The organism is Paenibacillus zeirhizosphaerae, assembly GCF_030705605.1.
Taxonomy (GTDB): domain Bacteria; phylum Bacillota; class Bacilli; order Paenibacillales; family Paenibacillaceae; genus Paenibacillus; species Paenibacillus zeirhizosphaerae.
On the sequence record NZ_JAPCKK010000017.1, the window covers coordinates 73,170 to 93,403 of the forward strand.

The 20,234-nt window shown below is 49.8% G+C and carries 18 protein-coding genes; 14 read left to right on the forward strand and 4 right to left on the reverse strand.

Annotation, left to right across the window (positions count from 1 at the left end):
- Positions 1-32: 32 nt before the first annotated feature.
- Complete coding sequence (locus OIN60_RS14715) at positions 33-254, forward strand: YezD family protein (protein WP_305755633.1); 222 nt, start codon at positions 33-35, stop codon at positions 252-254.
- Positions 255-330: 76 nt separating this feature from the next.
- Here OIN60_RS14715 and OIN60_RS14720 read toward each other — a convergent pair whose 3' ends face one another.
- On the reverse strand, positions 331-435 hold the full coding sequence (locus OIN60_RS14720; protein ID WP_305755634.1) for a sporulation protein YjcZ: 105 nt from the start codon (positions 433-435) through the stop codon (positions 331-333).
- Positions 436-876: 441 nt separating this feature from the next.
- Between OIN60_RS14720 and pdxK the strand changes: the two genes are divergently transcribed.
- From pdxK to OIN60_RS14735, 3 genes are all read left to right on the forward strand, one after another.
- Positions 877-1,686 (forward strand): pyridoxine/pyridoxal/pyridoxamine kinase, encoded by an 810-nt coding sequence (gene pdxK / locus OIN60_RS14725; RefSeq protein ID WP_305755722.1) that lies wholly within the window; start codon positions 877-879, stop codon positions 1,684-1,686.
- 187 nt (positions 1,687-1,873) lie between these two features.
- The gene (locus tag OIN60_RS14730) at positions 1,874-3,349 is read left to right on the forward strand and encodes a serine hydrolase (protein ID WP_305755635.1); all 1,476 of its coding nucleotides are present in this window, start codon (positions 1,874-1,876) and stop codon (positions 3,347-3,349) included.
- Positions 3,350-3,555: 206 nt separating this feature from the next.
- Positions 3,556-5,253: a M3 family oligoendopeptidase gene (locus tag OIN60_RS14735; protein ID WP_305755636.1), complete on the forward strand. Its 1,698-nt coding sequence runs from the start codon at positions 3,556-3,558 to the stop codon at positions 5,251-5,253.
- Between the two features lie 90 nt (positions 5,254-5,343).
- Here OIN60_RS14735 and OIN60_RS14740 read toward each other — a convergent pair whose 3' ends face one another.
- Positions 5,344-6,315, reverse strand: coding sequence for a ring-cleaving dioxygenase (locus OIN60_RS14740; RefSeq protein ID WP_305755637.1), 972 nt, complete (start codon positions 6,313-6,315; stop codon positions 5,344-5,346).
- Positions 6,316-6,563: 248 nt separating this feature from the next.
- Between OIN60_RS14740 and OIN60_RS14745 the strand changes: the two genes are divergently transcribed.
- Both OIN60_RS14745 and OIN60_RS14750 read left to right on the forward strand, forming a co-directional pair.
- Positions 6,564-7,472: an aldo/keto reductase gene (locus OIN60_RS14745; RefSeq protein WP_305755638.1), complete on the forward strand. Its 909-nt coding sequence runs from the start codon at positions 6,564-6,566 to the stop codon at positions 7,470-7,472.
- Between the two features lie 168 nt (positions 7,473-7,640).
- Complete coding sequence (locus tag OIN60_RS14750) at positions 7,641-7,967, forward strand: thioredoxin family protein (protein WP_305755639.1); 327 nt, start codon at positions 7,641-7,643, stop codon at positions 7,965-7,967.
- Positions 7,968-8,086: 119 nt separating this feature from the next.
- Here the strand turns inward: OIN60_RS14750 and bacA are convergent, their stop codons facing one another.
- Together bacA and OIN60_RS14760 are read right to left on the reverse strand one after the other, a co-directional pair.
- Positions 8,087-8,890, reverse strand: coding sequence for an undecaprenyl-diphosphate phosphatase (gene bacA, locus OIN60_RS14755; protein WP_305755640.1), 804 nt, complete (start codon positions 8,888-8,890; stop codon positions 8,087-8,089).
- A 126-nt stretch (positions 8,891-9,016) separates the two neighbouring features.
- Positions 9,017-10,336, reverse strand: coding sequence for a hemolysin family protein (locus OIN60_RS14760; RefSeq protein WP_305755723.1), 1,320 nt, complete (start codon positions 10,334-10,336; stop codon positions 9,017-9,019).
- A gap of 261 nt (positions 10,337-10,597) precedes the next feature.
- Here OIN60_RS14760 and OIN60_RS14765 point away from each other — a divergent pair, with 261 nt between their 5' ends.
- The 8 genes from OIN60_RS14765 (at position 10,598) to OIN60_RS14800 (ending at position 20,167) form a co-directional block, all read left to right on the forward strand.
- Entirely contained in the window at positions 10,598-11,365 is a 768-nt protein-coding gene (locus OIN60_RS14765; RefSeq protein ID WP_305755641.1) for a DUF1836 domain-containing protein, read from the forward strand.
- Between the two features lie 189 nt (positions 11,366-11,554).
- On the forward strand, positions 11,555-12,514 hold the full coding sequence (locus OIN60_RS14770) for a glycosyltransferase family 2 protein (protein ID WP_305755642.1): 960 nt from the start codon (positions 11,555-11,557) through the stop codon (positions 12,512-12,514).
- Positions 12,515-12,530: 16 nt separating this feature from the next.
- Positions 12,531-13,439, forward strand: a complete 909-nt coding sequence (locus tag OIN60_RS14775; protein WP_305755643.1) for a glycosyltransferase family A protein — start codon at positions 12,531-12,533, stop codon at positions 13,437-13,439.
- Positions 13,440-13,492: 53 nt separating this feature from the next.
- Positions 13,493-14,872 (forward strand): lipopolysaccharide biosynthesis protein, encoded by a 1,380-nt coding sequence (locus tag OIN60_RS14780; protein ID WP_305755644.1) that lies wholly within the window; start codon positions 13,493-13,495, stop codon positions 14,870-14,872.
- Positions 14,847-15,821, forward strand: coding sequence for a polysaccharide pyruvyl transferase family protein (locus tag OIN60_RS14785; RefSeq protein ID WP_305755645.1), 975 nt, complete (start codon positions 14,847-14,849; stop codon positions 15,819-15,821). The genes OIN60_RS14780 and OIN60_RS14785 overlap by 26 nt, the downstream gene beginning before the upstream one ends.
- Positions 15,822-16,040: 219 nt before the next feature.
- Positions 16,041-16,616: a peptide deformylase gene (gene def / locus OIN60_RS14790; RefSeq protein ID WP_305755646.1), complete on the forward strand. Its 576-nt coding sequence runs from the start codon at positions 16,041-16,043 to the stop codon at positions 16,614-16,616.
- A gap of 162 nt (positions 16,617-16,778) precedes the next feature.
- Positions 16,779-18,587, forward strand: a complete 1,809-nt coding sequence (locus tag OIN60_RS14795) for a cache domain-containing sensor histidine kinase (RefSeq protein ID WP_305755724.1) — start codon at positions 16,779-16,781, stop codon at positions 18,585-18,587.
- Entirely contained in the window at positions 18,575-20,167 is a 1,593-nt protein-coding gene (locus OIN60_RS14800; RefSeq protein WP_305755647.1) for a response regulator transcription factor, read from the forward strand. The genes OIN60_RS14795 and OIN60_RS14800 overlap by 13 nt, the downstream gene beginning before the upstream one ends.
- The last annotated feature ends 67 nt before the right edge of the window (positions 20,168-20,234 follow it).

Below are 20,234 nucleotides of genomic sequence, written 5' to 3' on the forward strand. Positions count from 1 at the left end.
TTTATATAATAAGCAATGAAGGAGGCGGCCGTATGGCAAAACCGCTGAAGGTGAACCAGATTTGGATGAACCGTATTGCTGAGCTGCTGGATGATATGGAATTCGGTTCGCTTCATATTGTTGTCCATGAGGGACAGATCGTCCAGATGGAACGGACGGAACGCAAACGTTTTGGAAACACGGGCCCGGAAGCGTCAAAGCAGGTTCCTGAGCGTACTTCCCCTCGGCCGCTCCGTAAATCAGGCTTGGAATAGCAATCAAACAAGGGTGCCTTGGCAGCGTTTTGGCTGCAGGCACCCTTGTGTTTTTTTCGATTAATTCATTTTTAAATTACAACCAGAACGTACGGCTGATGATAACCAGCAGGATGAACAGAACCAAAATGACACCTGTGGAAGTCCACAATCCACCACATCCTCTACTAACTGCGCTCATTTGTCCTCCTCCTTCCCGTGGGTAATGAGACAGACGGATCAATCATTTCTGCAGGGCATCTCCAACATGCTAGAGAAATGATATGACCAGCAGATGAATGAGTTCAACCAGTGCTCCATTGAAGGTCCAAGGGCCGCAGTCACAACTGACCCAATCCCTTTATTGGCGACCTCTTTATGTGTGGCAAATGCTTAATTCAAAAACAGTATATTCATACGGTGCAAATGCGGAAATCAGCAGGAGTCTATTTTGCGCTGACAAAGATTAAATAGGCGTTCGTGTACTGTTTTGAGGCTGTTCATTTCAGCTTTATCCATTCCCGGCTTAGCCGCATTCTCGAGACGGTCGAAAGGGCATTAATCGTTCATTCGGAAAGGGTTTGACAAGAATGTACGACAGGATTAGGATAAATGCAGCATGAAAGTGAAGGAGAGCATGAATATGACCGTTCCCAAAACATTAACGATTGCAGGCTCCGATACGAGTGGAGGAGCCGGCATACAGGCCGATCTGAAGACCTTTCAGGAGTTCGGCGTTTATGGTATGACTGTTTTAACTACAATTGTAGCGATGGAGCCCAAGACCTGGGACCATCTTGTATACCCGGTAGCCCTGGATGTGGTGGAAGCCCAGTTGAAAACCGTACTTGATGGTATCGGATTTGATGCCATGAAGACCGGCATGCTTGGCTCCGTTGAGATTATAGAGCTGGTAGCTGCATATTTAAAGAAGCATGATCTGAAGCGGATCGTGATTGATCCTGTTATGGTATGCAAAGGCACGGATGAGGTGCTGCAGCCAGAGAATACGGAAGCGATGCTGGATTTGCTTATCCCGGGCGCGGATCTCGTCACACCGAATCTGTTTGAAGCTTCTCAGCTTGCCAAGACAGGACCGATCCGCTCGATCGAGCAGATGCAGGAGGCTGCCGCCATGATTCATGAACGCGGCGCCAAGCACGTGCTGATTAAAGACCGGGGCAAGATCAAGGAAGGCAAAGCGATGGATCTGCTCTATGACGGGCAAACCTTTGAATGGTTTGAAACGGACAGTGTAAATACGAGCTTTACCCATGGAGCGGGCTGCACCTCATCTGCTGCCGTTACTGCCGGGTTGGCCCAGGGCCTTTCGGTACGTGAAGCTGTGGAACAGGCCAAGCAATTTATTACCCAGGCAATTGCCGGCGGGTTCCGTCTGAATGAATTTGTCGGGCCAACGCTGCATGCGGCCCATCGCCTGCAGCAATCTTAAGACGAACGACTTATATGAAGTGCTAGACAGCCACCGGCAAGTTGCCTATGGCTGTCTTTTTTGCGATGGATTTCTATAGCGGATTTTCTCCCATAGCGGCAGGTGTGATAAAATAAAATTTGTTGTTTTGACGAATGGTGGCAATTTTTACTATAGGTTTGACGAAAGAATGGAGGATCTGTTTCCTATGAAAGGATCGACGAGAATGGAAGGCCACGGTAATGGGTTGTCCGGTCAGGAAAAGAGCTTGCTTTATGAGCGAGGGTTATCCTTTATGCGTTACTTTGTGCTGCTGCTTCTGTGTGTGGCCTTATTTGCAGGGAGTAGTAGCCACACTGTGCTGGCACAGTCTGGAGCCATCACGGTGACGGTGGATGGAGCCGAGCAACATTGGAATACGAAGCCTTATATCGCTTACGGAACTACATACGTCCCACTTCGGGAGGCCGCTGGGGCGTTGGGAGCTATTGTACGTTGGAATGCAGGTACGAGTAGTGCCATTGTCCAACTGAACGGTGATGTGATCACGTACAAGCTAGGATCGACGACGGTGGATGTGAACGGTTATGCCTGGCAGCAATCCTCGCCGCTGCGCTATGTGAAGGGCGTATTGACTGTGCCTCTGCGGGGGGTGATCGAGCCGCTGCGCGCCACGGTAAAGCCTGCTAAAACAGCCGAAGGTACGCTGCTAGAGATTCAAAGTGACGGTGAGACCGTGCTGAACAGCACCATGAAGTCGGTGGATGCTTACCTGCGTGGTGAATCTTTCTCCGGTCTGGCTTTGGTAGCGAAGGACGGACAGGTTTTGCTCCGCAAAGGATATGGTCCGGCAGGCGACGGTAAGTTTAACCGTCCTGATATGACGACGCGGATTGCATCGCTGTCCAAGTCGTTCACGGCCGCTGCAGTACTGAAGCTGTCGGAGGCTGGATCGCTGGATCTGCAGGACCCGGTATCTCAATATATTCCCGATTTCCCGCGTGGAGATGAGATCACCCTGCATATGCTGCTGTCGCATACAGGCGGGTTAAGAGCCAACTTTACTCGCACTGAGGGAATGACGCTGCAGGACGCAGTCCATGAAATCAAGCAACTGACAATTCAATGGGAGCCGGGTACGCGTTTTCAATACAGCAACTGCGGATACGTGGTACTCGCTTATATTATTGAGCAGGCGAGCGGTATGAGCTATGGGGATTATCTGGAGAAGAATGTGCTGGGCCCGCTGGGGCTGAAGCATACAGGTCAGGCGACCCCTGCCACCCCAACGATTAAAGGCCACACCTACAACAATGATGTGATGACTGAGGCGCCTTATTATGTATCCGTGGAGGGAACAGGCACGCTGTACTCCACGCTTGATGATATACTGATCTGGAACAGTGAGAACGGATTGGATAAGCTGCTGAGAAGCGAGTCTCTGACACAGATGCTGACCCCATATTCCGAGAAAAATTACGGATACGGCGTGTTGATTCGCCAGGATGAATCCGGCCAGGGTATGACTATTTACCACAATGGAAGCGGGACGGGTTACAAGACTGGCATGATGCGGGATACCGGTACAGGCTTGACCGTTATCCTGCTGGGCAACCGCGACGGGCTTGATACGGTCCCAATGATGGACGAGATCATGACCCGCGCCCATGCTTCCGGACTTTAACAAATACTAAAGGTCAAGAACCGGGAATTTGCTCCGTTTCTTGACCTTTTCTTTGTTTAGTAGTTGGAATACGCACGCAGCAGCGATTGTGGGAATGATTCGTTCTCGGAGCGTCTTAGGACCACATTGCATGCTTAAAAGGCTGGTATATTATAGGAGGCGGGATGTATAATAAATAGCATATTGGGAAAAGGGAGGCCGCGCATATGGTGAAGTTCAGTGAAATGAAATACGAAAGACCGGACATGCCCGAATTTGAGCAGCGGTTTAAAAATCTGTTGGAGCAGTTCCAAAATGCCGAGCAGCCTGAGCAGGGGAAAGCGGTCATTCAGGAGATCAACAGGTTGCGCAGCTATGTGGATACCAACTGCCAACTGGTGGAAATCAGACATTCGATTGATACGACAGATGAGTTTTATAAAAAAGAGAAAGAATACGTGGATGAAATCAAACCCGTCATCCTGGAATACATAACCGACTATTTCCGGGCGCTTGCGGATTCGCCTTTGCGAGGAGAGCTGGAGAAGGAGTGGGGCAGTCAACTATTCAGGCTGGCTGAAGTGTCACTTAAAGCGTTTGATCCGGCAATTATAGAAGACATGCAGCAGGAGAACAAGCTTGGCACGGAATATATGTCGCTGATTGCATCCGCCAAAATTCTCTTTGAGGGTGAAGAGCGCACGCTCCCGCAATTAACCCCATTCCTGCAGTCCACGGACCGCAGCATCCGGCGCATGGCCGCGGAAGCCCAGAGAGAGTTTATGGCTTCTCATGAGGAGCAGTTTGACCGCATTTATGACGATCTGGTAAAAGTCCGTACCCGGATGGCCCGCAAGCTGGGATATGCCAACTTTGTAGAACTCGGTTATGCGCGTATGAATCGGACGGATTATGATGCAGCGATGGTTGCGAACTTCCGCAATCAAGTGGCTGAACATATCGTACCGTCTGCTTCCCGTCTTAAGGAGCGGCAGCGGCAACGAATCGGTGTAGAGACACTTTATTATTATGACGAGAGCTTTAGCTTTCCGACCGGCAATCCTGTGCCTAAAGGCGGACCCGACTGGATCATAGAAAACGGAGCACGCATGTATAAAGAGCTGTCCCCCGAAATGAATGAATTTTTTACCTTTATGATTGATAACGGGCTGATGGATCTGGTCAGCAAAAAAGGCAAGCAGAGTGGGGGTTACTGTACATTTCTTAATGATTACGGCGCCCCATTCATATTTTCGAATTTCAACGGCACCTCCGGAGACATCGACGTACTGACCCATGAGGCGGGTCATGCGTTTCAGGTATATGAGAGCAGACATTTCGATATCCCTGAATATTTCTGGTCAACCTACGAAGCTGCGGAGATTCATTCTATGAGCATGGAGTTTTTTACCTGGCCGTGGATGAAGCTGTTCTTCGAGGAGGAGACGGAAAAATACCATTTTGATCACCTTTCGTCAGCACTGCTATTCATTCCATATGGAGTAGCCGTGGATGAATTTCAGCATGCTGTATACGAAAATCCGGATTGGACTCCGGCGGAGCGGAAGCAAGCATGGCGGTCCATTGAGCGTAAATATCTGCCACATAAAAACTATGAAGAAAATGATTATCTGGAGGGCGGCGGCTTCTGGCATAAGCAGGCGCATATCTTCCAGTCACCGTTCTACTATATTGACTATACGCTTGCACAAATCTGTGCCTTCCAGTTCTGGAAGCGGATGAACGAAGACTGGCAGTCGGCGTGGGACGACTATCTTCGTCTATGCCGTGCCGGCGGAAGCCGGTCCTTCACAGGTCTGGTTGAGCTGGCGGGTCTGAAATCTCCGTTTGAAGCGGGATGCGTCACATCCGTAATCGGTGATATTGAAGCCTGGCTGGACGGTGTGGACGACCGGAAGCTCTAGGCCGTAGATGGATGTCTCAGAATAATCAATAACGGGACTTCCTATTCAAATGGAAGTCCCGTTATTGATTATGATATATAGTGCACTCTGTTATTTTTTTGTATTCAGCGGCTTTAGATTGGCCTCAATATACTCGCGGCGTTCTTCAAGAAATGGTGGGAGGGCAAGCGACTCGCCAAGGTGCTCTGGCTCTTCGTCGGCTGCGAAGCCGGGACCGTCGGTAGCCAGCTCAAACAGTATACCGTTGGGCTCCCTGAAATACAGAGAGCGGAAGTAGAAGCGATCCACGAATCCCGAGTTGCCGATTTGCAGGTCGCGGATACGATCCACCCATTGGCGCAGCTCCTCTTCATCACTTACGCGGAACGCTACATGGTGAACACCTCCGCGTCCAAGCCGTTCTTCTGGAAGATCGGTTCGTTCTTCCAGGTGCACTTGGGCCCCATTCCCGCCTTCAGCCACTTCATAGATAACAATATCCGGTTGTCCTGCGACAGGAGAAGGATACGATCCCGCTTTGCGGAAGCCCATCACTTTCTCCAGAATCAGATCGGTAGCCTCGGCTGCGGGAACAGTCAGCTTGACCGGTCCGAGACCGATAATGCCGTACTCCGCCGGGACGGGGCTTTTGCTCCATGGGTTGCCTGCCCGTACGCCTTGATCATGCTCGTCGGAAATCAGATAGAAGCGCTGTCCTTCAAAATCTTCAAATGGCAGTATCTGATGTCCGCCTTGTTCCGTAATGTCTTCATGCTGTACATTAAACTCCGTAAACCGGTTTTTCCAGTAGGTCAGGGCTTTATCGTTCGGAACGCGCAGGGACAGGGAGGAGATACTGTTATTCCCTCTGCGGTTCTGACCAGCATTCGGGATCTCGAAGAAGGTGAGCTCGGTGCCGGGAGTTCCCACCTCATCACCGTAGAACAAGTGATACACACGGATATCATCCTGGTTGACGGTTTTTTTGATCAGGCGCATGCCGAGCACCTCTGTGTAAAATGCAAAGTTTTTGTCTGCAGCGGCTGTGAGAGCCGATACGTGATGCAGTCCGAGTAATTTCATGATAAGTCCTCCTTGAGTGATTGTTTTATGTTTTGGAAAGGGGGTGAAATTTATTATTTATCTTAACTTAAAGATATATTGTTTTGTGATAATTGTCAATAGCTTAAAATAAAGAAAGTTGTAGTTGCGGAAATTACCGTTGATCTTGAAGAAGCCAGCTTGAATGGGCTGCAAGGATACGATACGATAAACCTGTACATATAACGGGGATTTCACGATGGTAGAAACGATAGGGAGGAGAACGAATTATGAAGAAAAACCGACTCGGATCTTCCGATCTCATGGTCAGCGAAATTGGCTTTGGCTGCATGACGATAGGCACGGAGGGACAAAAGGGTGTCCATCTTATTCATGAAGCGCTTGAAAAGGGGATTAATTTTCTGGATACTTCCGATTTGTATGACAGCGGCCGAAATGAAGAGCTGGTCGGAAAGGCGGTACAGGGACGACGCCAAGACGTTATTATTGCTACCAAGGTTGGCAATCGCCGTGTTCCGGGGCAGGAAGGCTGGGTATGGGACCCGTCGAAAGCCTATATCCTGGAAGCTGTTAAAGCAAGCCTGAGACGCCTTGGCACAGATTATATCGATCTGTATCAACTGCACGGCGGCACGCTTGATGATCCGATCGACGAGACCATAGAGGCGTTTGAGCAGTTAAAACGAGAAGGAGTCATTCGCTGGTACGGTATTTCATCCATCCGGCCGAATGTCATTCGAGAATATGTGAAACGCTCAGCAATCGTAAGTGTCATGAACCAATACAGTCTTCTGGACCGGCGGGCGGAGGAAGAAGTCCTTCCTCTGCTGGAGAAGGAAGGAATCAGCCTGATAGCGCGAGGGCCCGTAGCGAGCGGAGTGCTTGCTGAAGGGGGCGCGTCTAAGGCGGCGAAAGGTTATCTGAATTATGAGGAAGCGGAGCTGCTGAAAGTACGCGAACGCCTGGCTGCGTTCACTGGTGATCAGCGAAGCATGGAGCAGTTGGCGATCCGTTACAGCCTTGCCCATCCAGCCGTGGCGACTGCTATTCCTGGGGCCAGTTCATCAGAGCAATTGCAGCATAACGTGGGCGCCGCTGCTGCCCAGCCGTTGACGGAGCAGGAAATCAGCGAGCTGAGAAGCTTTACCCAAGCCAACCGCTACATACAGCATCGGTAACCCTCGGAGGGAATGAAGCAGTTCCGAAAAAGTGGGGCGTATGTCTTTGTGCGGCAATTGTGGGAATGGTTCGTTCTCGGAGAATTTCAACTTGTAGTCGGCACGGTTTGCAAATGAAGTGATATTGATTAGAATGTAATAATAAGTATACAGTAGGAGGGATGGACGATGGAGCGCATTGAATCACAGCGACAATACGAGGACTTGATCCGAAAAGGGGAACTAACGGTTATTAAATTTGATGCAAGCTGGTGTCCAGATTGCAGGACGCTGGATAGATTTATCGGTGGAGTCATCGAAGAGCATCCCGATAAAGAATTTTATGCAATGGATGCAGAACAGTTTCAATCGATAGCGGAGGAACATCAGGTTCGTGGTATTCCGAGTCTGTTAGTATTCCGCCGCGGGGAGAAGATTGCCCATCTTCACAGCAAATTCGCCAAAACCCCGTCACAGATTTCCGAATACCTGGAGACACTGGAATCGAAGATATAAGCTTGCTGGAACACAATTGGACAAGCGGATCAAAAAAAGGTCAAGAACAGGGGATTGCTCCTGTTCTTGACCTTTTTGTCTTATCAGAGATCATCGCAAGTGTGTTAGCAACGTTCTTCTTACAGAATAATAAAGAAAAATACGGCGGCCAGCACGAAACGGTAGATGGCAAACGAGGTGAGGCTGAACCGCTTCAGCAAACCAAGGAACGTCTTGATAGCCAGCATCGCTACAATAAAGGCGGTAACAAAACCCGCGGCAAATACAGGGAAATCGCCAGAGGACAATTGGTCTATGCTGCTGTACATATCTACAACCGTAGCCCCTAGCATAATCGGCACAGATACCAAGAAGGTGAATTCGGCTGCAGCCGTGCTGCTTACTCTCGCAAACAAGCCTCCGGAAATGGTGGAGCCTGAACGGGAGAAGCCGGGCCACAGGGCAAGAATTTGAAATATTCCAATGATAAAGGCCTGTCTGTATGTAATTTCATCCACTGTTTCCGCGGTTGCCCGCGGATGGAATTTTTCAGCCGCAATCATCAGCAGGCCTCCGGCAACCAGACTGTATACCACCGTTTGAGGACCGAATAAATATTGCTTGATGACATCACGCAGCAGTACGCCCAGCAACGAAGCCGGGATCATAGCGATGATGATATGTAACAGATTGAGACGAGGTCTTAAGGATCGAAGCGTCTGTCTCCGGAAATCGAACATGCCCAGAAACTTTCGGAAATACAATACGACGACCGCAAGCACCGCACCTAGCTGTACGATGACTTCAAACGTCTTGACTGATTCACTGTCCGTGTTAAGATCCAGCAGATGGGCCGTCAAAATCATGTGCCCGGTTGATGAGACAGGCAGAAATTCGGTCAATCCTTCAATAATACCCATAATAATTGCAGACAAAAAGTCCATGTACGTTTCTCTCCTCCCCACACATGAATACAGGGCAACACGGCCAAGCCGGATGCCCTGTCATCTATTTTACACATCTGTGCAGAACGAAGTAAAGTGTACAATGTTTTGCGTTGAATTTCAAACTTAGTCTGTTGCTTCTTGTTCGCTGAGCGACGTTTCCTCGATGATGACCTCAACACGTCTGACACGATTTTTGCCCATTTCGCGTATGATAACCTTCACGTTGCCTTCGATATACTCTTTGCCTACCTTTGGCTCGGGAATACGGCTGTATACCCAGCCTCCCACCGTATCGACGTCTTCCTCTTCCATGTCGAGGCCAGTCATATCGCTGAAGTCGGACAGAATGACTTTACCATCCACCAGATAGCTGTTGTCGGACAGCTTCTCGACTTCCTTGCGCTCGTCTTTATCGAATTCGTCGCGGATTTCACCGACGATCTCCTCCAGGATATCTTCAATCGTGATAATACCGGATGTTCCGCCATACTCATCCACCAGCAGGGCGATATGAACCTGTTCCTTTTGCATTCGTTTCAGCAGGTCATTAACCGGGATCACTTCCGGCACTGTAAGGATCGGGTGGATCAAGGATTTGAAATCCAGATCCGGATTGCGGTCATGCTCCAGAAAGAACTGCTTCGTATTGATCATACCGATAATTTGGTCCTTGCTATCCGTTGCTACCGGGAAACGAGTATACTGCTCCTCGTGAATGGTTTGCATGTTTTCTATTAAGGTACGGTTGGTGAACAAACAAACCATGTCGGTACGCGGGACCATAATTTCTTTGGCCACGGTTTCGTCAAAGGCAAAGATCCGGTTCACGTATCCGTATTCTGTATTGTTAATTTTTCCGCTCTCTACGCTTTCCGACAAGATGATTTGAATCTCTTCCTGGGAGTGCGCTTCCTCATGTTCCGACGCGGGCTTCAATCCGAATACACGGACCAGTCTGTTGGCAGAGCCGTTCAAAAGCCAGATGAAGGGGTACATGATGCGGTTAAACCAGATAATCGGAGGAGAGGTTAACAGACTGACCTCTTCCGCTTTGCGGATCGCCAGTGTCTTAGGAGCCAGTTCCCCCATAACAACGTGCAGGTAAGTCACAATAATAAAAGAGATAATGAAAGCCAGAATATGTCCGAAATCACCCGTGATGCCTAGCTTTTGGAATACAGGCTCCAAAATTTTGACCACAGTCGGTTCACCGAGCCAGCCAAGTCCAAGCGCCGTTATTGTGATGCCAAGCTGGCAGGCGGATAAGTATCCGTCCAGATTGCTGACTACCTTCCGCAAGGCCTTAGCATTTTTGCGGTTCTCCACCACCAGTTGATCCACACGGCTCGAACGAACTTTGATGATGGCGAATTCCGTAGCCACAAAGAAACCACTTAGCACAATTAACAACGCAAACAAGAGTAGACTGACACCTATGTCCATATAATTTTCACTCATCCCTTTTCATTTTAATTTAGGTTCATATGAACTTATTTTAAGAACTTAAAAGAAAAAATACAACTGTTAAAATGAAAGCTGTTAACCCCCTGAGCTCCGAATTTGTTCGAAATAGAGGCAGAATAGACCCCGCTCGCCAGCTTGCTCGTTTTCTTCCTTCTTCCTCTTTACAAGCTCCAGCCTTCGGCGTATGATGAGTTCGCATGAACTTGAAAATGCGATACCAAAGCTTAAGGAGGAAGGCAAATGGAGTCCTTTACCATGACACGCAGCGACATGGCCCATTTGCTGCTCGCGCTTGATAACTGTCAGAGCCAGCAGCCATTGGCTGTACTTCAGGAGGCTTGGAGAAAGAACCACCAGGATCGGCTTCGTGCCAGCAGCACGCTGCCTGCCTTTTTGAGCACTGAAGTGACCCCCGTACTGGAGAAAATTATAAAGGGAAGACAGATCGCAGCCTTTTCCTTACAGGAGATTGCGTCACTAGGCCAGTTGATCGAGTACAGCCATGTCTCGCTGACTTCCATGCAGAACTGGGTGAAGCGGGATTTCAAGGATTTTCTGGGGTCGCCGAAGGTAGGGAAGAAATATTCCATCAATCAGGCAGCTCTTCTGCTTATTATAGAGGATCTCAAATCCAGTCTTGATTTCGAATCGATCCGCAGGTTGTTCCATATCCTGTTTGGCCAGCCTGGGGACGACAGCGACGATCTGATGCAGCCGATGCATCTTTATGCTGCCTACTCGACCCTGTTCGAAGAACTGGACGCCAATGGTGACGGGATGTTTGATATTACCGGTGCCGGATCTGCATCCTCTTTAAAGGATGGCCTTACAGAGGAGATGCTTTTACGAGCAGCAGGCAGGTATACGGATAGTCTTGTCCATCTAAGTCCGAACCAGCGGGAAGCGCTCAGGAATGCCATGCTGGTGGCGGCTGTGTCGATACAAAATTCATATTTCCTGTCCATGGCCCGCAGATATGTTAATGCAACTCTGTTTCTGGACTTTTGACAAGCATGTAAGAGGAATGGTTATAAGCCATTTCTCTTTTTTTAGTTATAAGTTTTCATATGTACGAAAAAGTATACAAAAGTGGTATGTACACTCAAATGATGTCGAAGATAAAATAGAAGTATACAATCCAACAATTGGAAAATAATGCAAGCGAAACGGATATGATTTTTAGGAGGAGATCACGGCATGTCGGATGTCTCTATCATCATTTGTACCCGGAACCGGATTGAAGATTTGACACGCTGTATTCAATCCATTGCCGGGCAGCAGGACATCAAGCATACGGCAATTGAATTGCTGATTGTCGATGACGGCGATATTCCGGTGCACAAGCTGGAAGAGTACCGGGAAATGATCTCTAAGCTGCCGGACGGAGAATTGAAGTACTATAAGAAGGAGCAGCCAGGCGTGTGGTTATCCCGTTATCAGGCCCTGTCCATGGTGAAAAACGAAATTGTGATTTATTTTGATGATGACGCGGAATTGGATGATCGGTTGTACCTCAGACGACTGCTGGATACGTATAAGCAGGATGAAAGTATAGTAGGTGTTGGCGGTGTAGCCAAAGGGCTGAGTACGAGCCGGGCAGGCAAGCTGCTGGGCGTTTTGACATGTCAAATGTCCTCCTCTCCGGGTAAGCTGTCCCCGAGCGGTCTGGCAGGCTCGCTGCTGCAATGGGGAGAGGCCAAGTCGGTATTCCCTACTGAATTTTTTCACGGCTGTAATATGTCCTTCCGCCGTTTTGCATTAAATGAGATGAAGCCCTATCCCTGGATGACCAGCTATGCGGTCGCGGACGATCTTTACATGTGCTATCTTGCAAGCCGCTACGGCAAGCTGGTCATCGATCCGAATCTCAGGATCATACATCACGAGTCCCCAAGCTCGCGGGATAAGGCTGGAAAGGTAGCTAAAGCCACGGCCGTGAATCATTACTATTTCCTGCTCCTGAAACAAGCGGGGATGTGGAATTACATAGCGCTGCTCTGGACACTTTTCTATTCGATGATCAAGCATGCGCTCAAAAGAAACTTTAACGCAGTGTCTGGATATGCACAGGGAATTCTGTTTGTCCTAAATCCGCGCAAGCAGAAATATCATGAATATACGGCCTCCTTGCCCATCGGCGGGAAAGGCCTGACTTAACTGAAGGAGGAAGCCGATGATTGCTTTGTCCATTGCGATATGCACGCGCAACCGGGAGGATGACCTGAAGCGGTGTATTTCCTCCATAGCACAATCCACGCTGCCGGCCTCCGGTCTGCAGGTCGAGGTGTTGATTGTCGATGACGGAGCGCTGACGGATCAGTTCTTGAAGGAGCAGGAGCAAATACTGAAGCCGACAGGAATGGAGCTGCGCTACCACCGCAAAAAACAGCCGGGACTGTGGTTATCCAGAGTAGAGACGCTTGAGGTCGCCAGCGGTGACATCATTCTGTTCCTGGATGACGATGTTGAGCTTCCCGTCGATTATATTCAGAATTTAATGCACACATATGAGGAATATCCCCAGGCTGCAGGGGTAGGCGGGGTCGCGATAGGTATGAGCAACAGCTTCTTCGGCACGATCCGTTGCCTATTGTCCTTTCAGCAGTCGCTCTTTAAAGGAAAGCTGTCTCTCAGCGGGCAATCAGGCTCCATGTATAACTGGCATAAAGCGCGCAAGACGTTCAAAACCGAATTTTTTCACGGCTGCAACATGTCCTTCCGCAAGGAAGCGATTCGCGGGTTGAAGCCGGTTCCCTGGCTGCAGAGCTACAGTGTTGGTGAAGACCTGCTCCTGTCCCGTTTTGCGTTGAAGAGCGGACCGTTATATATTAATCCATTGTTAAAGCTGTTTCATCATGAATCCCCGTCCTCCCGCGATAATATGGAGCATGTAGCTTACATGCGCGTGATGAATCATATTCATCTGCTGAGGGATGAGCAATCCGGTCCGATCAAATACGCGGCACTTTGGTGGACCACGATGTATTTCATGCTCAGGGAGAGACCCAAGAAAAATAACTCTGCTATCAAGGGATATAAAAAGGCGTTAAAAGCGATGTTTTCTAATGAGGTTGCCGGTTAGGTGGCTGATGGGAATGAAGGCTGGAATAGAAGCAGAGCAGGGATGTGAGTGAGATGAGCGCTTGGACGGCGGCCAAAAAAGTCTTTACAGGTGATAGCCTGGCCAAAACCATTATGCGGACTAGTTTTAACAATTTCTTCGTGCTAATCGTCACGACGCTTACTTCGATATTAACCGCGCGAATGCTTGGGGTTGAGGGAAAGGGCGAACTGGCGGCCGTTATTTTCTGGCCAGCGCTGATCGGCAGTGTCCTAAGCTTCGGTCTGCCCACCTCCCTGATCTACAACGTCAAAAAGAAGACAGGCAGCATTGAAGATTTGATCGGATTATCTCTATGGATACAACTCCCCGCATGTCTGTTGGCTGGCGGGATTGCCTGGCTGTTCATGCCGGTCTGGCTGAACGGATATTCACCGGACATTATTCAGCTATCCAGGTTGTACTGTCTGACCGCCATTCCATTGGCGGTGCTCACGGCATTGACGACGGCACTGTCCCAGAGCCTGGAGAAATTCAACATCTATAACGGGTTGCTCTTCCTGTATCCGTTTATCAATTTTGTGGGACTGACTGTGGTATGGCTGCTTGGCTATCTGAATGTGTCTGTTGCGGCGGCCATCAACTTCGCAGCCAGTTTGGCCGCACTGCTGTGGACCTTTTACAAGCTGAGCCAGTCGGTGCAGGTTCGCCGATTTCGTTGGTTTATGGATAAGAAAGTGGTCCGTCCCTACTACAGCTATGGAGCGCGGGTCTACGGCATGGAGCTGATGGGCACGCTGTCCACGCAGACGGACAAAATTGTGATTGTAGCTTTGCTGGCTCCGCGTGATTTCGGATTGTACTCCGTTGTATATGCATTATCCAGAGTGTTCAATGTTGTGCAGAATGCGGTGACCAATGTAACCTTTCCGCGTGTAGCGGGCTTGTCCCAACCGAAAATCATTGAAACTGTCGGCAGAGCCTTCCGCATATCCATGGCGATTATGCTCGTTGTCATTATTCCGAGTCTGTTCATCGGCCGGTATATGCTGGGACTGCTGTACGGGTCCGCTTTTCTGGAGGCGGATGTAACCTTTTATCTGCTCTCACTGGAATGCATCATCGGCGGGGGTTCATGGATTTTGGCTTCCGCATTTAATGCTCTCGGCCGCCCGGGACTGGTGCTCATCCGCCAGATCGCAGCTTATGCGATCACGGTCGCCATGTTCTTCATATTTACACCACTGCTCGGACTGGAAGGGATTGCGCTGGCACTGCTTGCCGGGGCTTGCGTTCGTCTTGCCTTTTCCGTGTTCTCTTTTCCGGTGTTCTTCAAGGTTCCGCTGCGGCGGATCGTGTTCGACAGGGAGGATATGACCTTCCTGATACAGGTCATACAAAAGAAGCGAAAGAAGGGAGATCTGAACGATGGCGAACTTGCATCCAATGGATGAGCTGAAGGAGAAGCTTAAGGCAATTCTTGAGGTGGTGCCTCAGGGCTCGGAAATCATTTATGTGGATTACCCCGTATATAACAACGGCGGGGACGTGCTGATCATGAAGGGAACGGAGGCTTTCTTCCGTGATTACAATATCAAAGTCCGTGCCCGCTACAGTGCGATGGACTTTCCCAAGAAGCTGAGCATTCCGGACAACTGGATTATTGTATGTCATGGCGGAGGGAACTTTGGCGATCTATACGCCAATCACCAGGGTCTCCGGGAGAGAGTTGTACGCGACTTTCCATCTCACCGTATTGTTGTGATGCCGCAGACCATTCATTTTGAAAGTGAGCGCAAGGCAGACATGGCCGCTGCCCTCTTCAACAACCATCCTGATCTGCATATCTTCGTGCGGGATGCGCGCTCCTATGATTTCGCAACGGCGAAGTTCCATAAATGCAAGATCCGCATGTGCCCGGATATGGCGCATCAGCTTTGGCCGCTGAAGCCGACAGCCCGGCCACGGAAGGACGTGCTCTATTTTCTGCGTACAGATATTGAGACGGTTGCTGGACAGCAGCAGTTTGACCGAGAGGCGGATGACAGCAATCGGCTGGATTGGGATACGATGTTTACCCCGATGGAAGTCCGTGGTATTGTCTATTTCCAGAAATTTTACCGTTTGGACAAGAAGCTTGGCGGCCCGCTGCCAACCCGAACCTTCTGGTATAAATATACCGATTATTTGATGAATAAAGCGATCAACCTGTTCAGCTCCTACAAGGAGGTCCGCACCTCTAGACTGCATGGTCATATATTGTCCTGTCTGCTGGATATGCCGAGTGTAGTTATAGATAACTCATATGGTAAAAATTCTCAATATTATGAAGCCTGGACTGCAGGGAATCCTAAAGCCAGCCTGCATGGTGCCTCCGAAAGCAAATTGGAGCAGCCATCCTGACCCCTTCAATTTCTGTTATGCTTTCCATGCGGGCAGTTCCTCATTCGGAGCTGCCCGTTTATTCATAGGAACAGCAGAATGGTCTTCTTATTGCATGTGTCATCCTACCAGATACTTTGACAAACTTACTGAGTCGTCGATATAATTTTACGCAAGGTGAAAAGGTAACTTTTCACAGTCACATCCATATATTTTAGCAGGAAGTTGAGGCAAAAAGGAATGAATAATCTGCCGGTTCCCGAGATGCTTTTAATGAATGATATTGTACGGGAAGGAGACCCTATCCTGCGGCAGCGTGTAGAGTCTGTGCCTTTGCCCCCAAGTGAGGGGGACCGCCGCTGGATGGAGCTGATGCTGGACTATCTCAAGAACAGCCAGCATCAAGAGAAGGCTACCGAATACGGTCTGCGGGCCGGTGTTGGCTTATCCGCCAATCAGATCGGCCTTAACAAGCGAATGTGCGCGATTTATATCCAATCCGGGGAGGCAACGGCTGTGTGCGAGCTGTACAACCCGAAAATTATCAGCCATTCGGCCGCCATGATTTATCTCGAATCCGGGGAAGGCTGCCTTTCGGTTGACCGGTATGTGCCTGGTTATGTGCCGCGTTACGCCAAAATCAAGGTCAAGGCGGCGGATGCGCAAGGGAAAGAGCAAATTTATACGTTTAAAGGCTACACGGCGATCGTGGTTCAGCATGAGCTGGATCATCTGGACGGAGTCATGTTTTACGACCGGATCGCTAAAGACAATCCATATGCGCTTCCACAGGATGTGTTTATAGAGCCTATCTAGAAGTGAACAATTGATATGTATTGCCGGACCTCCTTAATGACGAAATTAAACAGAGATTTGAGACCATTTATGTACTCCTCTGATACGTTTGGTCACTAAGGAGGTTTTTTGGATTATGGCAAAAAGGCTCTGTGCTTTAAGAATTATGAAAGCGCTTATAAAATGGGGGCAGCATTTGTGGGGAGAGTACCGTCCATCATCAACAATATCCGAATGAGGAACAAGCTGCTGTTTTCTTACGTGGTGATCGTGATGATTCCCGTACTGCTGGTCGGGGGAGCCGTGATCGTCTATCTGCGGGAACAGGCGCTGCAAAGCGCAATTGCACAGACCGTCAACAATGTGGAAAAGATCAAGGCGCAGACGGGCAATCTGCTGCGCGTGCCTACGGACATATCCAATCTGCTGATGTTTGACAGCAAATTGAACGCGGTTGTCAACCGGCGTTATGATGGCATGCTGGATTTAACGAAGGCCTACCATGAATTCGATGACTTCAAGGAGTACAGGGAGCAGTACCGGGAAATCGAAAGTTTGCGCTTCTATTCCTTTAATCCTACACTGGTCAACAATCTGGAGTTCATTCCAGTGGATGCCGACACGCAAAATGCCTTATGGTTCAAGGAGGCGCTCACCGGGACGGAGATTCACTGGTACTATATCCGCAATGAAGCAGGCCCTATGCCCAATCTACTGAGCTTGGTCAGACAAGTTCCGTTCCCGGAGCACCGTACAAGCGGTGTGCTTGTTATGGGTATCAATCAGGGGGAATTGAATGCCATGCTTAGCAAGGAGCCTTTTAACACGATGATTGCCGATGAGCAGGGGATCGTGGTTGCCGCCAAAGACCCTGATATGGTGGGCAGGACGCTGCAAGAGCTGGAGCTGGGCTTTGATGTTCATAATAGAGGCAAGGGAACCTACAAAGCTGAGGTCAACGGGGAGTCCGCTAACATTATTGTGGATGAACTGCTGCCGGAGTCCAGCATAAGCGGGCTGACGGTCATATCCATCTTTTCCACGGCTGACATTGTAAGCGGCGCTAATCGTATCAGTTTGATCGGCTTTGTCTGCATTTTGATGGTGCTGGTTACGGCGCTTATATTGGTGACGATGATATCACTGCTGATTACAAAGCGTCTGCAGCGGCTGAGCGAAGATTTGAATGCGGTTGCACGCGGAGATTTAAATGTCGTTACCAGGGTGGATGGCGGCGATGAAATCGGCGATTTATCGCGCCAGTTCAATCGGATGGTGGAGAGCATCAACGAGCTGATGCGGCAGGTGTATGATACGAGTGAGAAAAACAGCAGGCTAGAGCTGGCCCAGAAGGATATTAAGCTGAAAATGATGGCAAGCCAGATCAATCCTCATTTTTTGTTTAATGCGTTGGAATCGATCCGGATGAAGGCTCATATTAGGGGGGAGACGGAGATTGCAAGAGTTGTGAGGCTGCTGGGAAAGCTGATGCGGAAAAATATTGAAATCGGCGGGGGATATACGACACTGCAGGAGGAGCTGGTGATGGTCCGCTCCTATCTGGAAATTCAGAAATTCCGCTATGGAGAGCGTTTGCAATATGAGGTGGCCGTGGATGAGGCCGCGTTGATGGCTCGTATTCCGCCGCTCATCATTCAACCGCTAGTGGAGAACGCCGTTGTGCACGGTCTTGAAAACAAGGAGGAGCCGGTTAGCGTGAAGGTGACCGTCTCTCTGCATGACGGCAGTCTCCATACTGAGGTTGAGGATAACGGCAACGGGATGGAGGCTGCCAGGCTGGAACAGGTGAAGGCGTCCTTCAAAGGAGAAGAAGGGGCGGAAGTGGGGCGGATCGGCATGCGGAATGTGCATCAGCGCCTAACTCTGATGTATGGGGAGCATCACGGAATTCGGATGGACAGCAAGGTGGGAGAAGGAACGAAGGTCCGTTTTACTTTGCCTGTGGAGGAGGAGACCCATTGTATAATGTAATGATTGTGGATGATGAACCGGCGATTCGGGAAGGATTGACTACCATCATGGATTGGGGAGCTCTTGGCTTCAAGGTTGCAGATACGGCTGGCAGCGGCAGGGAAGCTTTGGCAAAGCTGGAGCGCGTACAGCCTGATCTGATCATTATGGACATTCGGCTGCCCGGCATGAACGGGCTGGATGTCATCCGGAAAATACAGGAGGAAACAGCAGGCCTACCGCTCCATTTTCTGATATTGAGCGGATATGCCGATTTCGAGTATGCGCGACAGGCCATCGTCGTCGGAGCGGACGGATATTTGCTCAAGCCTGTCGATGAAGAGGAGATGGCTGAAGAGCTGCAGCGTATATACCGTGTGCTGGAGAGCCAGAGGGCGGCCAATAGAGAGAATGGGGCAAGTGTAGAACAAAGGCGCAGCGATTACCTGGAGCGCTTACTGCTGAATACCTACAAAGGCGGGAACGCAGAGCTCGAATATATTCCCCCGGAACTGCAATGGCCCTCTTACCAGGTGATGCTGCTGGATATTCACCTTCCCGGTGCGGACCAGATGGGCAGAATGGCGGCGGCCAGGGAGCGGTTGTCGGAAATATGCAGTGAGCGGGGCTACGGCTTTGTTTTTACAGCCGGCGCTCATACCGGCATATTGCTGCGACGATCCTTGAAGAGACCGACACAGGCGTCGGAGCTTCTGGAAGAAATCCGTGGGGCCTTGTCCTCCTACGTTGCAGCCGTATATGCTGCGGCAGGTAAGGAAGTGGCTGCACTGGGTCAGCTCAAAGCATCCTGTGATGCAGCGAGTCGTCTTCTCGAACGACGCTTTTTGTTCCGGGGAGACAGGGTATTGCTGGATTCCGACTGGCCAGTCCAGGCATGGGAAGAGCCAAAGAGCTGCGAGCCTGCTGTCCTGGAAGGTGTAGATCAAATGCCGGTGCGGGAATTGGCAGACCGTCTCTATTATGCGCTGGAGGTAGCCAACAAGGAAGCGGTGGAGCGGCTTCTGCAGGACATGGGGAGGGCGTGTTTGTCCCGTGAAAGCAGCGAGCTTACTATAAAAGAGGAATTTGCGCGAATTCTGACACTTGCTTTGAATAAATTTATGGCTGGACATGAACTGGGCAGTTCGTCGTTCGAGCCATCCTCTCTGATTGCGGAAGTCTATGCACAGCGCTCACTTCCTGAGCTGGTAGGGAGCGTGCATCTGAGGCTGAAGCAGCTTATGGCAAGTCTGTGCGCAAGCAGTAAAGAGACGGTTATGAAGCAGATCGTAGATTTCATTCATGCTCACTACCGGGAAAATCTCAAGCTGGAACTGCTGGCGGAAGCTTTCAATTATAACAGTGCCTATCTGGGGAAGTTGTTTAAGAGTTACACGGGTGAATCCTTTAACCTTTATCTGGATAAAGTGAGGATCGAGAGTGCCAAAGAGCTGCTTGTCCAGGGAATGAAAGTTCACAGGGTTGCGAAGCATCTAGGCTATGCCAATGCGGACTACTTCCACGCAAAGTTCAAAAAATATGTGGGCTGTTCTCCTTCCGCCTACCGGAGCTTCAGCCTGAAGAAGGATCAGCCGCGATAGGGGCTGGTGCAAAAGGTCAAGAACAGAGGGGAGTTGCTTCCCTAACGTTCTTGACCTTTTGCGTTGA